Annotated in this window: 14 protein-coding genes; 4 read left to right on the forward strand and 10 right to left on the reverse strand. The window is 63.0% G+C overall.

Annotated elements, in window-relative coordinates:
* Positions 1–16 precede the first annotated feature (16 nt).
* From fghA to ACSQ22_RS17885, 10 genes are all read right to left on the reverse strand, one after another.
* Positions 17–886: an S-formylglutathione hydrolase gene (gene fghA / locus ACSQ22_RS17840; protein ID WP_436131093.1), complete on the reverse strand. Its 870-nt coding sequence runs from the start codon at positions 884–886 to the stop codon at positions 17–19.
* A gap of 211 nt (positions 887–1,097) precedes the next feature.
* Positions 1,098–2,216, reverse strand: coding sequence for an S-(hydroxymethyl)glutathione dehydrogenase/class III alcohol dehydrogenase (locus ACSQ22_RS17845; protein WP_121419456.1), 1,119 nt, complete (start codon positions 2,214–2,216; stop codon positions 1,098–1,100).
* 39 nt (positions 2,217–2,255) lie between these two features.
* Positions 2,256–2,522, reverse strand: a complete 267-nt coding sequence (locus ACSQ22_RS17850) for a metal/formaldehyde-sensitive transcriptional repressor (protein WP_436131094.1) — start codon at positions 2,520–2,522, stop codon at positions 2,256–2,258.
* A 222-nt stretch (positions 2,523–2,744) separates the two neighbouring features.
* Positions 2,745–4,055 (reverse strand): citrate synthase, encoded by a 1,311-nt coding sequence (locus ACSQ22_RS17855; RefSeq protein ID WP_121419457.1) that lies wholly within the window; start codon positions 4,053–4,055, stop codon positions 2,745–2,747.
* Between the two features lie 78 nt (positions 4,056–4,133).
* Positions 4,134–4,454, reverse strand: a complete 321-nt coding sequence (locus tag ACSQ22_RS17860) for a succinate dehydrogenase assembly factor 2 (RefSeq protein ID WP_055393121.1) — start codon at positions 4,452–4,454, stop codon at positions 4,134–4,136.
* Positions 4,455–4,472: 18 nt separating this feature from the next.
* A complete protein-coding gene (locus ACSQ22_RS17865) occupies positions 4,473–5,177 on the reverse strand; it encodes a succinate dehydrogenase iron-sulfur subunit (protein WP_055393124.1) in 705 nt (234 codons plus the stop codon).
* A gap of 25 nt (positions 5,178–5,202) precedes the next feature.
* Positions 5,203–7,011 (reverse strand): succinate dehydrogenase flavoprotein subunit, encoded by a 1,809-nt coding sequence (gene sdhA / locus ACSQ22_RS17870; protein ID WP_055393127.1) that lies wholly within the window; start codon positions 7,009–7,011, stop codon positions 5,203–5,205.
* Between the two features lie 30 nt (positions 7,012–7,041).
* The gene (gene sdhD / locus ACSQ22_RS17875) at positions 7,042–7,407 is read right to left on the reverse strand and encodes a succinate dehydrogenase, hydrophobic membrane anchor protein (protein ID WP_055393129.1); all 366 of its coding nucleotides are present in this window, start codon (positions 7,405–7,407) and stop codon (positions 7,042–7,044) included.
* A gap of 67 nt (positions 7,408–7,474) precedes the next feature.
* Positions 7,475–7,909, reverse strand: a complete 435-nt coding sequence (sdhC, locus tag ACSQ22_RS17880; protein ID WP_121419458.1) for a succinate dehydrogenase, cytochrome b556 subunit — start codon at positions 7,907–7,909, stop codon at positions 7,475–7,477.
* Between the two features lie 133 nt (positions 7,910–8,042).
* On the reverse strand, positions 8,043–8,831 hold the full coding sequence (locus tag ACSQ22_RS17885; RefSeq protein WP_055393133.1) for a GntR family transcriptional regulator: 789 nt from the start codon (positions 8,829–8,831) through the stop codon (positions 8,043–8,045).
* Positions 8,832–9,045: 214 nt separating this feature from the next.
* On the opposite strand from ACSQ22_RS17885, the gene ACSQ22_RS17890 reads away from it, so the two are divergent.
* The 4 genes from ACSQ22_RS17890 to acnB all read left to right on the forward strand — a co-directional run bounded on the left by ACSQ22_RS17890 (position 9,046) and on the right by acnB (position 14,489).
* The gene (locus ACSQ22_RS17890; protein ID WP_055393136.1) at positions 9,046–10,032 is read left to right on the forward strand and encodes a malate dehydrogenase; all 987 of its coding nucleotides are present in this window, start codon (positions 9,046–9,048) and stop codon (positions 10,030–10,032) included.
* A 14-nt stretch (positions 10,033–10,046) separates the two neighbouring features.
* Positions 10,047–11,114, forward strand: coding sequence for an HpcH/HpaI aldolase/citrate lyase family protein (locus ACSQ22_RS17895; protein ID WP_436131095.1), 1,068 nt, complete (start codon positions 10,047–10,049; stop codon positions 11,112–11,114).
* A gap of 32 nt (positions 11,115–11,146) precedes the next feature.
* Entirely contained in the window at positions 11,147–11,776 is a 630-nt protein-coding gene (locus ACSQ22_RS17900) for a hypothetical protein (RefSeq protein ID WP_436131096.1), read from the forward strand.
* Positions 11,777–11,903: 127 nt separating this feature from the next.
* Positions 11,904–14,489 carry a bifunctional aconitate hydratase 2/2-methylisocitrate dehydratase gene (gene acnB / locus ACSQ22_RS17905; protein WP_055393150.1) on the forward strand — a complete coding sequence of 862 codons (2,586 nt, stop codon included), beginning with the start codon at positions 11,904–11,906 and terminating at the stop codon, positions 14,487–14,489.
* The last annotated feature ends 101 nt before the right edge of the window (positions 14,490–14,590 follow it).

Below are 14,590 nucleotides of genomic sequence, written 5' to 3' on the forward strand. Positions count from 1 at the left end.
GAGGCTTAAGGCCGCATTAACGTTCGGATTGCGGCAGCAGGTTTCTGGCGTGGTGCGCCAGGTGGTCGGCCATGAAGGTTTGAATGAAGTAGTAGCCGTGGTCGTAGCCCGCGTGGCGGCGCAGGCTGAGCGGCTGGCCGATGGCCTGGCACGCAGCTTCGAACAGGTGTGGGTGCAGTTGGTCGGCCAGAAACTTGTCGGACAGGCCTTGGTCGATGAGGATGCCCGCAGGGTAAGGCGCGACCGGCTGGTGCTGCATGAGCACCGTGGCGTCGTGCTCGATCCAGCCCGTGCGGTCTGCGCCCAGGTAGCCCGTGAAGGCTTTCTCACCCCATGGGCACTGGGTGGGCGCGCAGATGGGGGCAAAGGCCGACAGGCTCTGGAAACGGCCCGGATGGCGCAGCGCCAGCGTGAGCGCGCCATGCCCGCCCATCGAGTGGCCGGTGATGCCCAGGCGGGTGCCGTCGATGGGCAACTGGGCTGAGACCAGCGGCAGCAGCTCTTTCAGGAGGTAGCTCTCCATGCGCCAGTGGGTGCGCCACGGCGCCTGCGTGGCGTCCAGATAAAAGCCTGCGCCCACCCCAAAGTCCCAGCTGTCGGCCTCGCCCGGCGCATTGGCCCCGCGCGGGCTGGTGTCGGGCGCAATGAGGGCCAGGCCCAGCTCGGCCGCCAGGCGCTGGGCGCCGGCCTTGACCATGAAGGTTTCTTCGGTGCAGGTCAGCCCCGCCAGGAAGAGCAGGGCGGGCACGGGCCCTTGCTGCGCCTGCGGGGGCAGGAACACCGAGAACTTCATGGGCAGCCCGATTTCGGTGGAGGCGTGCTGGTAGAAGCGCTGCTCGCCGCCAAAGCAGGCGTGGGTGCTGAGGAGTTCCAGGGAGGTGGTCATGGTAGATGCTCTGAAAATAATAGCTGCTAGCGCTTGATGGATAAGCGCTGGAGGTCTTTTTTGCTTGAATTGAAAATTGACCTTAGACCGAGCCCGTTTGCCCTGAGCCTGTCGAAGGGTTGGTGGTAAGGCGTGCCATGGCTTCGACAGGCTCAGCCCGAACGGGTAACGGGGCGTTCGGGCGTCTCAAACGCTGGCTGCTCTGCAGGGCTCAGGCCACTGCGTATTTAACGACGGAGCGTATCGACTTGCCTTCGTGCATCAAATCAAACGCTTCGTTGATGTCCTTGAGGCCCATGGTGTGCGTGACAAACGGCGCGAGCTGGATCTTGCCCGCCATCGCGTCTTCGACCATGCCGGGCAGCTCGCTGCGGCCCTTGACGCCGCCGAACGCCGTGCCCATCCACTTGCGGCCGGTGACGAGCTGGAAGGGGCGGGTGCTGATCTCCTGCCCCGCGCCTGCCACGCCGATGATGACCGACTGGCCCCAGCCGCGGTGCGCGCATTCGAGGGCGGCGCGCATCACGTTGACGTTGCCAATGCACTCAAAGCTGTGGTCCACGCCCCAGGTCGTCATCTCCACAATGACTTGCTGGATAGGCTTGTCATGGTCCTTGGGGTTCACGCAGTCGGTGGCGCCAAAGGTGCGGGCCAGATCGAATTTGGACGGGTTGGTGTCCACGGCGATGATGCGCCCGGCCTTGGCCAGCTTGGCGCCTTGAATGACCGCCAGGCCGATGCCGCCCAGGCCGAACACGGCGACCGTATCGCCCTCTTGCACCTTTGCGGTGTTCTTGACGGCGCCCAGGCCCGTGGTCACGCCGCAGCCCAGCAGGCAGACCTGCTCGGGGTTGGCGTTGGAGTTGACCTTGGCGAGCGACACCTCGGCCACCACGGTGTATTCGCTGAAGGTGCTGCAGCCCATGTAGTGGTAGATGGGCTGGCCGTTGTAGCTGAAGCGCGTGGTGCCGTCGGGCATCACACCCTTACCCTGTGTGGCGCGCACGCTCACGCACAGGTTGGTCTTGCCGCTCTTGCAGAACAGGCACTCGCCACATTCGGCGGTGTAGAGCGGGATCACATGGTCGCCGGGCTTCACGCTGGTCACGCCTTCGCCCACCTCCACCACGATGCCAGCGCCTTCATGGCCCAGCACCACGGGGAACAGTCCTTCGGGGTCGTCACCGCTCAGGGTGAAGGCGTCGGTATGGCACACACCGGTGTCGGTGATCTTGATGAGCACTTCGCCCTTCTTGGGCGGGGCGACGTCGATCTCGACGATCTGCAGGGGTTCTCCGGCTTTGAAGGCGACGGCGGCACGGGATTTCATGGGGTGTTCCTTTCGGTCAATCGGATGGGGACGGTCTATTTATTTGAGGTAGGAGCGAAGCAACGCCAGTGTTTCGTCAATGGCCTGCTGCGACGGTGCTGGTTTTTCCGCCAGCGCCTCGCGCACATGGCTGTCGAGCAGGTCGGCCATCAGTCCGTGCACGGCGCCCCGCATGGCCGCCAGCTGCTGCAGGATGGGCGCACAGTCGCTGCCCGCCTCCACCGCGCGTTCCAGCGCCTCGGCCTGGCCCTTGATGCGGCGCAGTCGGGTGATGGCGCGTTGCTTGTCTTCGGGGGTGTGGGGCATGGGCTGCGGGTGTGGGGTGCGGGGGCTGTCTTTGTACTGGGTGGCAGTATAAAAGATAACCCCATACTGGTCGTGCGCTAGGTCGTCAAAAAACCTTTTAACTAGGGGGGAGTATGTGCATCCGGCACGGCTTGGCCTGTGTGGGGCGCCCATGAAAAAAGCCCGCAGGCACTGCCTGCGGGCTTCGGGAGGGGGTGGACGGCGCGCGGGGCGCCGTACCGGTCAACGCTTGGCCAGGGGTGGCACGTCGCGGCGCTCGGAGCCGGTGAACAGCTGGCGGGGGCGGCCGATCTTGTACTCGGGGTCGCCGATCATTTCGTTGAGCTGGGCGATCCAGCCCACAGTGCGGGCCAGGCTGAAGATGCCGGTGAACAGGTTCACAGGAATGCCGATGGCGCGCTGCACGATGCCGGAGTAGAAGTCCACGTTCGGGTAGAGCTTGCGCTGCACGAAGTAGTCGTCTTCCAGGGCGATCTTTTCCAGTTCCTTGGCCAGCTTGAACAGCGGGTCGTTTTCAAGGCCCAGCTCGGCCAGCACTTCATTGCAGGTCTCTTGCATGAGCTTGGCGCGGGGGTCGTAGTTCTTGTACACGCGGTGGCCAAAGCCCATGAGCTTGACGCCGGAGTTCTTGTCCTTGACCTGCTTGATGAAGTCGCCGATCTTTTCCACGCCGCCTTGGGCCTGGATGTCGTACAGCATGTTCAGTGCTGCTTCGTTGGCGCCGCCGTGGGCAGGGCCCCACAGGCAGGCCACGCCCGCCGCGATAGCCGCAAACGGGTTGGTGCCCGACGAGCCGCACAGGCGCACGGTGGAGGTCGAAGCGTTCTGCTCGTGGTCTGCGTGCAGGATGAAGATGCGGTCGAGCGCGCGTTCCAGCACGGGGTTGACCTTGTACTCTTCGCAGGGCGTACCGAACATCATGCGCAGGAAGTTGCCTGCATACGAGAGGTTGTTCTGCGGGTACATGTAGGGCTGGCCCATGCCGTACTTGTAGGCCATGGCGACCAGCGTGGGCATCTTGGCGATCAGGCGGATGGCGGCGATCTCACGGTGCTGCGGATTGTTGATGTCCGTGCTGTCGTGGTAGAAGGCCGACAGGGCGCCAACCAGGCCGGTCAGCACGGCCATGGGGTGCGCGTCACGGCGGAAGCCACGCAGGAAGAACTGCATCTGCTCGTTGACCATGGTGTGGTTGGTCACGCGGCTCGTGAAGTCGGTCTTCTGCGCTGCGTTGGGCAGGTCGCCGTACAGCAGCAGGTGGCAGGTTTCCAGGAAGTCGCAGTTTTCAGCCAGCTGCTCAATGGGGTAGCCGCGGTACAGCAGTTCGCCCTTGTCGCCGTCAATGTAAGTGATGGCCGACTGGGTGGCTGCCGTTGACAGGAAGCCTGGGTCATAGGTGAACATGCCCGTCTGCGCATACAGCTTGCGGATGTCGATGACATCCGGGCCAATGGTGCCCTGGTAGACCGGCAGGTCCACGCTGGGGCCGCCGTTACTGAACGACAGGGTGGCTTTGTTGTCAGCTAGCTTCATTGTTACTTTCCTTAGGTTTGCCGATGATCATCCGGTCTGGTGGGGCTGGGATCTTTTCAGAGCGAGAAAACCCGCTCGTCAGGTGCCCAGCACGGGGGTGCCGCCGCTTTCCCGCAGCATGCCCAGCACTTCATGCACCTCGGGCGCATCCAGCGTCTCACTGGGTTCCTTGCGGCAAAGCAGCAGGTCCAGGAGGTCGTTGTCGGCGAGGTCCATCAGGGCCGCAAGGCCCTGGGCGTGGCGCTGGTTCAGCTCAGGCTCGAAACGGGTGAAGAACTGTTCGATGAACAGATCGTTTTCCAGCAGGCCGCGCCGGCAGCGCCAGTGCAGCTTGCTGAGTTCGCGTTCCGTCAGCAGCGGCGAGGCTGCCGAGGGGGCGGTGGTGGCGGTTGCACCCATGGCGGTCCTGGGCCCCGGTCAGATGGCGCGACGCACCATCAGTTCCTTGATCTTGCCGATGGCCTTCGTGGGGTTCAGGCCCTTGGGGCACACGTCCACGCAGTTCATGATGGTGTGGCAACGGAACAGACGGTACGGGTCTTCGAGGTTATCGAGGCGCTGGCCGGTGGCGTCATCGCGGCTGTCGGCGATGAAGCGGTAGGCCTGCAGCAGTCCGGCAGGGCCCACGAACTTGTCGGGGTTCCACCAGAAGCTGGGGCAGCTCGTGGAGCAGCTGGCACACAGGATGCACTCGTACAGGCCGTTGAGCTCTTCGCGCTCTTCGGGAGACTGCAGGCGCTCGCGGTCGGGTGGAATCTGCTCGTTGATCAGGTAGGGCTTGATCGAGTTGTACTGCTTGAAGAACTGCGTCATGTCCACGATCAGGTCGCGGATCACGGGCAGGCCGGGCAGGGGCTTGAGAACAATCGTGCCCTTCAGGGTATTCATGTTCGTCAGGCACGCCAGGCCGTTCTTGCCATTGATGTTCATCGCGTCGGAGCCACAGACGCCTTCGCGGCACGAACGGCGGAACGACAGCGTGGGGTCCTGCTCCTTGAGCTTCATCAGGGCGTCCAGCAGCATGCGTTCATGGCCGTCGAGTTCGATCTCGATGGTCTGCATGTAAGGCTTGGCGTCCTTGTCCGGGTCGTAGCGGTAGATTTGGAATGTGCGCTTTTGCATGGTTCTTCTCTCGTGGGGCTACTGTTTAGAACGTACGGACCTTGGGGGGCACGCTGTCCACCGTCAGGGGCTTGAGGTTGACCGGCTTGTAGGCGAGGCGGTTGCCTTCGCTGTACCACAGGGTGTGCTTCATCCACTCTTGGTCATTGCGGCCCAAGGGGAACTCGGCGTGGTCGGCAGGGTGCTCGTAGTCGTACACGGTGTGGGCGCCACGGCATTCCTTGCGGGCGGCGGCCGACACCATGGTGGCCTGCGCCACTTCGATCAGATTGTCCACTTCCAGCGCTTCGATGCGGGCGGTGTTGAACACCTTGGACTTGTCCTTCAGCGTCACGTTGGCCACGCGGCTGCGGATCTCGGCGATCTTCTTGACGCCTTCGTCCATGCTGGCCTGGGTGCGGAACACGCCGGCATGCTGCTGCATGGTGGAGCGGATGTCGCCTGCCAGGTTTTGCGCGTAGATGCCTTCGTTCGACTTGTCGAGCTGGTTCAAGCGCTCCAAGGTGCGGTCGGCCGCATCCTTGGGCAGGGGCTTGTGCTCCTTGTTCTTGTTGTTGAACTCGACGATGTGGCGGCCAGCGGCCTTGCCGAACACCAGCAGGTCCAGCAGCGAGTTGGTGCCCAGGCGGTTGGCGCCGTGCACCGACACGCAGGCGCATTCGCCCACGGCGTACAGGCCGTTGACCACTTCGTTGTTGATGCCGTTGGCTTGTGCAACCACCTGGCCGTTGATGTTGGTAGGCACGCCACCCATCTGGTAGTGGATGGTGGGCACCACAGGAATAGGTTCCTTGGTGATGTCCACGTTGGCGAAGTTGACGCCGATTTCGTACACCGAAGGCAGGCGCTTATGGATGGTGTCTGCACCCAGGTGGTCGAGCTTGAGCAGGATATAGTCCTTGTTGGGACCGCAGCCGCGACCTTCCTTGATTTCCTGGTCCATGCAGCGGGACACGAAGTCGCGCGGGGCCAGATCCTTCATGGTGGGCGCATAACGCTCCATGAAGCGCTCGCCGTTGCTGTTGAGCAAAATAGCGCCTTCGCCACGGCAGCCTTCGGTCAGCAGCACGCCGGCGCCGGCCACGCCCGTGGGGTGGAACTGCCAGAACTCCATGTCCTGCAGCGCAATGCCGGCACGTGCCGCCATGCCCAGGCCGTCACCGGTGTTGATGAAGGCGTTGGTCGATGCCGCAAAGATGCGACCTGCACCGCCGGTGGCCAGCAGCACGGTCTTGGCTTCCAGGATGTACAGGTCGCCGGTTTCCATTTCCAGGGCGGTCACGCCCACCACGTCACCGTCGGCGTCGCGGACCAGGTCCAGCGCCATCCATTCGACGAAGAAGTTGGTCTTGGCCTTCACGTTCTGCTGGTACAGCGTGTGCAGCATGGCGTGGCCAGTGCGGTCGGCAGCGGCGCAGGCGCGTTGCACGGGCTTTTCGCCATAGTTGGCGGTGTGGCCGCCGAAGGGGCGCTGGTAGATGGTGCCGTCGGGGTTGCGGTCGAACGGCATGCCGAAGTGCTCCAGCTCATACACCACCTTGGGGGCTTCGCGGCACATGAACTCGATGGCGTCCTGGTCGCCCAGCCAGTCGGAGCCCTTGATGGTGTCGTAGAAGTGGTAGTGCCAGTTGTCTTCGGACATGTTGCCCAGCGATGCGCTCACGCCGCCTTGTGCAGCCACGGTGTGCGAACGGGTGGGGAAAACCTTGGACAGCGAGGCCACGTTCAGGCCTGCGCGGGAGAGTTCAAGCGCGGCACGCATGCCGGAGCCGCCTGCGCCGACGATGACGACATCGAACTTGCGGCGGGTGATGTTAGCGTTGGTGTAGCTCATATTTTTTTTGCCTTCAGTCGCGGGGATCAATCAGAGACGCCACAAAACCTGGATACCCCAGCCGGCACAGCCGACCAGCCAGACGATGCTGAACACCTGCAGTGCCAAGCGCAGGCCCACGGGCTTGATGTAGTCCATCAAGACTTCACGCAGGCCGATCCAGGCGTGCCAAGCCAGTGCAACGATCACGGAGAAGGTCAGCACCTTCATCCACTGGGCCGAGAAGATACCGGCCCATTTGTCGTAGCCGATGGGACCTTTGGAGAAGATCACCTGGGCCAGCAGTGCCAGGGTGAACAGGGCCATCAGGACTGCCGTGACGCGCTGGCTGAGCCAGTCGCGCAGGCCATAGTGGGCGCCGACGACGACGCGCTTGGAACCGTAATTGACGGACATGGGAATTTCCTCTCGTTCTTCGGCGGGCACTGCCTGGCAGCAGCCGCCGCTTTTTGGGGTTGATCGATCAGTACAGGCCGAAAAGCTTGGCGCCCAGCACCAGGGTCAGCGTGATGCTGATGGCCAGGACGGCAAAGGCCGAGGACTTGCCGAATTCCTTGTTCACGGCGCTGTGGCTCACATCCATCCACAGGTGGCGCAGGCCAGCGGTGAAGTGGTGCAGGTAGGCCCAGATCAGTGCCAGGGCCACCAGTTTGATGAACCAGCCGGGCACGAAGCCAATGCCGATGTTGAAAGCCGCCGAGAACCGGGCGAACGAGATTTCAGACGACACCGAGGTGTCGAACATCCAGATGATGAAGGGCAGCAGCAGGAACATGATCAGCCCGCTGCCGCGGTGCAGGATCGAAACCCACGCGGCAGGAGTCATGCGGTAGGTGGTCAGGTCCTTGAAGGCATTGATGTTGCGGAATTCAGGCCGTTTTTTGGCGAGTTCTGTCATGTTGTGTGCTTTCGTGGATGTAACTGCTTTGTAATTTGAAGATGCAAAGAACGCAAAATTCTATTGCAACGCAACAAGAAGGGTTTGCTCCAGCCCGAATGTTCTACGTTTCCGCTCAGTTGCCAGGGTGGTGTCAGCTCAGTTCGTTACGGTAATGGTGCGTGTCGGTCAGGTACAGGCCGCGCCGTAACTCCATCGGAACGTCGTTGTAGGTGTAGGCGATGCGCTCCACGCTCAGCAGCGGCGTGGCCTGTGGGATCTGCAGCATCGCCGCCTGGTCGGCATCGGGCAGTACGGCACGTATTTTCTCCTCGGCACGTACCATGCGTACGCCGAAGTCGAGTTCAAACATGGCGTAAGTAGGGCCTTGGTAGTTGGCCAATTGTTCGGCCGTCAGCCCTTTGAAAGCCTGGCCGGGCAGCCAGATGTCTTCCAGGATGGTAGGTACGCCTGCGAATGACAGGACTCGCCGCGCCTGGACCACCGGGTCGGCGCTGCGCAGTGCCAGTGCGCGCGCCACGTCAGCGCTGGCACGCACACGCCGACAATCGATCACCTTGCGCTGTGCGGGCCCCTCCACGCGGACGTCTCCCGTGTCGGGCATGAGCTTGAGAAAACGGTACTGCACATGCTGCTCGGCATGGGTGGCCACAAAGGTGCCCTTGCCCTGGCGCCGCATCACGAGGTTTTCGGCCGCCAGCTCGTCAATGGCCTTGCGCACCGTGCCCTGACTCACGCGAAAGCGTGCAGCCAGCTCCATCTCGCTGGGGATGGATTCGCCCGGTTTCCACTCGCCCTGTTGCAGACTTTGCAGGATGAGCCCTTTGATCTGCTGGTACAGGGGGCTGAACGCTGGCGTGGCAGAGCCCGTGCCTGCCAAAGGCTGCGCAGGGTTGTCGGCGTTGAGCGGAAGCGAGGACATGGCGATCGGGAGAAGGGCGGGCCGCACACGAAGTGATACGCGGGCTGTGTCGGGGTGTAATCATATCTTATATAAGACATAAGACAAATTGACCGAGGTGTCCAATCAGCGGTACACTCCAAGGCTGTTTTGCGGGGCACGGGCTGCTGGTAACAGGCGCTGGTGCTTGCGTTGCACTCACACCTGTTTTCCTCACTTCCCTGGAGTTTTCACCATGAGCAAGAAGCCTGTTCGCGTCGCCGTCACCGGTGCCGCTGGTCAAATTGGTTACGCCCTGCTGTTCCGCATCGCCTCCGGCGAAATGCTGGGCAAGGACCAGCCCGTCATCCTGCAATTGCTCGAAGTGCCTGTCGAAGGCCCCCAGAAGGCGCTCAAGGGCGTGATGATGGAACTGGACGATTGCGCGTTCCCCCTGCTGGTGGGCATGGAAGCCCACAGCGACCCCATGACCGCTTTCAAGGACGCCGACTACGCCCTGTTGGTCGGTTCGCGCCCCCGCGGCCCGGGCATGGAACGCGCCGAACTGCTGGCTGTCAACGGCGCCATCTTCACGGCACAGGGCAAGGCCCTGAATGCCGTGGCTTCGCGCAACGTGAAAGTGCTGGTCGTCGGCAACCCTGCCAACACCAACGCCTACATCGCCATGAAGTCGGCCCCCGACCTGCCACGCAAGAACTTCACCGCCATGCTGCGCCTGGACCACAACCGCGCTGCCAGCCAGATCGCTGCCAAGACCGGCAAGGCCGTGGCGGACATCGAAAAGCTGACCGTCTGGGGCAACCATTCGCCCACGATGTACGCCGACTACCGCTTCGCCACCATCAACGGTGAAAGCGTCGCCAAGATGATCAACGACCAGGAATGGAACGCCAACACTTTCCTGCCCACCGTGGGCAAGCGCGGCGCTGCCATCATCGAAGCGCGTGGCCTGTCGTCGGCTGCTTCGGCTGCCAACGCCGCCATCGACCACATGCGTGACTGGGCCCTGGGCACCAACGGCAAGTGGGTCACCATGGGCATTCCTTCGGACGGCCAGTACGGCATCCCCAAGGACACCATGTTCGGTTTCCCCGTGACGTGCGAAAACGGCGAGTACAAGATCGTTGAAGGTCTGGAAATCGACGCGTTCTCGCAAGAGCGCATCAACATCACGCTGGCTGAGCTGCAAGGCGAGCAAGACGGCGTCAAGCACCTGCTGTAAACCAGGTGAGCGCCATGCAGCCGACGCCACAGGCATCGGGCCTTCGGGCCGCCCGGGTCCCCGCGCAGGGGCAGGGCGCTGCGCCATCCCATCCACGCGATGTGTTGCTGGGCGCCCAGGCGCAGACAGGCTTCCTGCCGGTCTGTGACCACTACAGCGGCGTCGAAGCGCGCATGCGCAAGAGCCTGCAGCTGCAGGCCGAGATGACGCAGGAGTTCGGTACCTGCGTCTTTGATGTCACCCTCGATTGTGAAGACGGCGCCCCCGTCGGCCTTGAAGCCGACCACGCCCGGCTGGTTGCCCGTCTGGCCCTGGGCGCCGCACCCGGTGCCCGCGTGGCCGCCCGGGTCCACGCGGTGGACCACCCGGCATTCGCCAACGATGTCGCCACGATAGCGGGCGAAGCAGGCCATCGGCTCAGCCACATCATGGTTCCCAAGGTGGAATCTGTGGACGACGTACTGGCAGCGGAGCGGGCGCTGGAGAAAGCCTCTGCCGCCCCGGTACCGATCCATGTCCTCATCGAATCCCCTGCTGCGGTGCACCGTGCTTTTGAAATCGCAGCCCACCCGCGCGTGCAGAGCCTGAGTTTTGGCCTCATGGATTTTGTGTCGGCCCATGGTGGCGCCATCCCTGCGCATGGCATGACTTCGGTGGGGCAGTTTTCGCACCCACTGGTGGTGCGTGCCAAGCTGGAGATTGCCGCTGCCTGCCATGCCCACGGCAAGGTGCCATCGCACTGTGTGGTGACGGAGTTCGCCGATTCGGTGGCCATGCAAGGCGCCGCCAGCCGTGCCGCGCGCGAGCTGGGCTATACCCGCATGTGGAGCATCCATCCCGCACAGATCCGACCCATCCTGCAGGCGTTTGCGCCTCCGCAGGATGACATCGAAGTTGCTTCGAAAATAATAGCTGCTGCCGCAGATTCTGATTGGGCTCCCATCAGCTTTGAAGGCACGTTGCACGACCGCGCCAGCTATCGCTTTTACTGGCAGGTGCTGGAGCGCGCCCACCGTACCGGGCGCACACTTCCTCATGCCGTGCGCCATTGGTTTGGCGCGTCGGCTTCCGTTCCGTTGTGAACATTCCTGAATTTTTCCACGCAGGACCTCCCATGAAATCCTTTATCGCCTCTGCCCTGATGCTGCTGGCTCCAGCCCTCGCCCTGGCGCAAACCCCTGCCAAGACCGAAGCCAAACCCGAGACCAAGGCTGCCGCCAAACCTGCAGCAAAGCCCGCTGCCAAGTCCGATACGAAGTCTGCCAAGGCTGCGGACAAGGCGCCTGCCCCCAAGAAATCTTCGGTAGCCAAAACCGAAGGCACCAGCAGCCGCAGCCAGCTCAAGAGCGCGGCGAACCAGGTGGCCACCGGCATCATTGCTGCCGAAGCCGCGCTGTCCCCCGAAGAACTGGCCATTGCCGAACGTGTGCACGTGGGCCGCATCCCCTGCGAACTCGGTGCCTTTGTCACCGTGACCGCCGAGCCTGCGAGCCCAGGCCACTTCCATGTGGAAGGCAAGGGCTTCAAGTACTTCATGGCCCCCGTCGCTACCACCACGGGCACGGTGCGCCTGGAAGACCAAAAGGGTGGCGCCGTCTGGCTGCAGATCGCCAACAAGTCCATGCTGATGAACCAGAAACTGGGTCAACGCCTGGCCGACGAATGCATGAGTCCGCAGCAGGTGGTGGTGGCCGAGGCCATCAAGAAAAACCCGCCCGTCAGTGTGCTGGAACCCCTGAAGTAAGTCCTTCACCAGCGCAGCGCCACAGAGAAGAAAACCGCACGACCCCGCGCATGCAGGCGCCCCGGCTATCGAAAAACGCCGCCGCGCTGCACGCCGCCCCACTTTAGAACGCAACCGGAGAAAAATGATGTTGAAAGCCTACCGTGACCACGTGGCCGAGCGCGCCGCCCTCGGCATCCCGCCCCTGCCGCTGACCGCCAAGCAGACGGGCGAGCTGATCGAGCTGCTCAAGAACCCCCCTGCGGGCGAAGAAGCCACGCTGGTGGACCTGATCACGCACCGCGTGCCTGCCGGTGTGGACGACGCCGCCAAGGTCAAGGCCAGCTACCTGGCTGCCGTGGCGCACGGTACTGAGGTGTGCACGCTGATTGGCCGCGAGCGCGCCACGCAGCTTTTGGGCACCATGCTGGGCGGCTACAACCTCACCCCCCTGATCGACCTGCTGGACGACGCTGCGGTGGCCTCCGTCGCCGCCGAAGCGCTCAAGAAGACGCTGCTCATGTTCGATCAGTTCCATGACGTCAAGGAAAAGGCCGACAAGGGCAACACCTTCGCCAAGGCCGTGCTGCAAAGCTGGGCCGATGCCGAGTGGTTCACCAGCCGCCCCGAAGTGCCCCAGAGCATCAAGCTCACCGTGCTCAAGGTCACTGGCGAAACCAACACCGACGACCTGTCGCCCGCACCTGACGCGTGGAGCCGCCCCGACATCCCGCTGCACGCGCTGGCCATGCTCAAGAACAAGCGCGACGGCATCACGCCCGAAGAAGACGGCAAGCGCGGCCCGGTGAAGTTCATCGAAGACCTGCGCGCGCGTGGCAACCTGGTGGCCTACGTGGGCGACGTGGTCGGCACGGGTTCGAGCCGCAAGTCCGCCACCAACAGCGTGCTGTGGTTCACGGGCGAAGACATCCCGTTCGTACCCAACAAGCGCTTCGGCGGCGTGTGCCTGGGCAGCAAGATTGCGCCCATCTTCTACAACACCATGGAAGACGCTGGTGCACTGCCCATCGAACTGGATGTAAGCCAGATGCACATGGGCGACGAGATCGAACTGCTGCCCTACGCTGGCAAGGCGCTCAAGGACGGTAACGTGATTGCCGAATTCGAAGTCAAGAGCGAAGTCCTGTTTGACGAAGTGCGTGCCGGTGGCCGCATTCCGCTGATCATTGGCCGTGGCCTGACTGCCAAGGCCCGCGAAGCCCTGGGCCTGCCGCCTTCCACGCTGTTCCGCCTGCCGCAAGTGCCTGCCGCCACCGGCAAGGGTTTCACGCTGGCCCAGAAGATGGTCGGCCGCGCCTGCGGACTGCCCGAAGGCCTGGGTGTGGTGCCCGGCACCTACTGCGAACCCCGCATGACCTCGGTGGGCTCGCAGGACACCACCGGACCCATGACCCGCGACGAACTCAAGGACCTGGCCTGCCTGGGCTTCAGCTCCGATCTGGTGATGCAGTCCTTCTGCCACACGGCTGCGTACCCCAAGCCCGTGGACGTGAAGATGCACCACGAGCTGCCTGACTTCATCAGCACGCGCGGCGGCATCTCGCTCAAGCCTGGCGACGGCATCATCCACAGCTGGCTCAACCGCATGCTGCTGCCCGACACGGTGGGCACTGGCGGCGACTCGCACACGCGTTTCCCTATCGGCATCAGCTTCCCTGCAGGTTCGGGCCTGGTGGCATTCGCAGCAGCCACGGGCGTGATGCCCCTGGACATGCCTGAATCGGTGCTGGTGCGCTTCAAGGGCCAGATGCAGCCCGGCGTCACGCTGCGTGACCTGGTGCACGCGATTCCGCTGTACGCCATCAAGCAAGGCCTGCTCACAGTGGCCAAGCAGGGCAAGAAGAACATCTTCTCGGGCCGCATCCTGGAAATCGAAGGCCTGCCTGACATGAAGGTCGAGCAAGCGTTCGAACTGTCTGACGCCTCGGCCGAGCGCTCTGCCGCTGGCTGCACGGTGCGCCTGAACAAGGAACCCGTGATCGAGTACATCAACTCGAACATCGTGCTGCTCAAGAACATGATCGCCCAGGGCTATGCCGACGCACGCACCATCGGCCGCCGTATCAAGGCCATGGAAGCCTGGCTGGCCAACCCCCAGCTGCTGGCACCTGATGAAGATGCCGAGTACGCGGCCGTCATCGAGATCGACCTGGCCGAAATCACCGAGCCCATCGTTTGCTGCCCCAACGACCCCGACGACGCCAAGACGCTGTCGGACGTGGCGGGTGCTGCCATCGACGAAGTGTTCATCGGCTCGTGCATGACCAACATCGGCCACTTCCGTGCAGCCTCCAAGCTGCTCGAAGGCAAGAAGGACATCCCCGTCAAGCTGTGGATGGCCCCGCCCACGAAGATGGATGCACACCAGCTCACCGAAGAAGGCCACTACGGCGTGTTCGGCGCGGCCGGTGCCCGCATGGAAATGCCCGGCTGCTCGCTGTGCATGGGCAACCAGGCGCAGGTGAAGGAAGGCGCTACAGTGATGTCCACCAGCACCCGCAACTTCCCCAACCGTCTGGGCAAGAACACCAACGTGTACCTGGGCTCGGCCGAACTCTCGGCCATCTGCTCCAAGCTGGGTCGCATTCCTTCCAAGGAAGAGTACTTGGCAGACATCGGTGTCATCAACCAGAACGGCGACAAGATCTACAAGTACATGAACTTCGACCAGATCGCCGAGTTCAAGGAAGTGGCAGACGGCGTGACCGCCTGATCCTTCCCCTCGGGGATGGATGGACCAGCAAAAAGCGGCTCTTCGGAGCCGCTTTTTTTTGGCGCTGGATGTTTGTTGCAAACCACGCAATCGCCAAGCCA

The organism is Acidovorax sp. LjRoot38, from assembly GCF_964252975.1.
In the GTDB taxonomy this organism is placed as follows: Bacteria; Pseudomonadota; Gammaproteobacteria; order Burkholderiales; family Burkholderiaceae_C; genus Acidovorax; species Acidovorax facilis.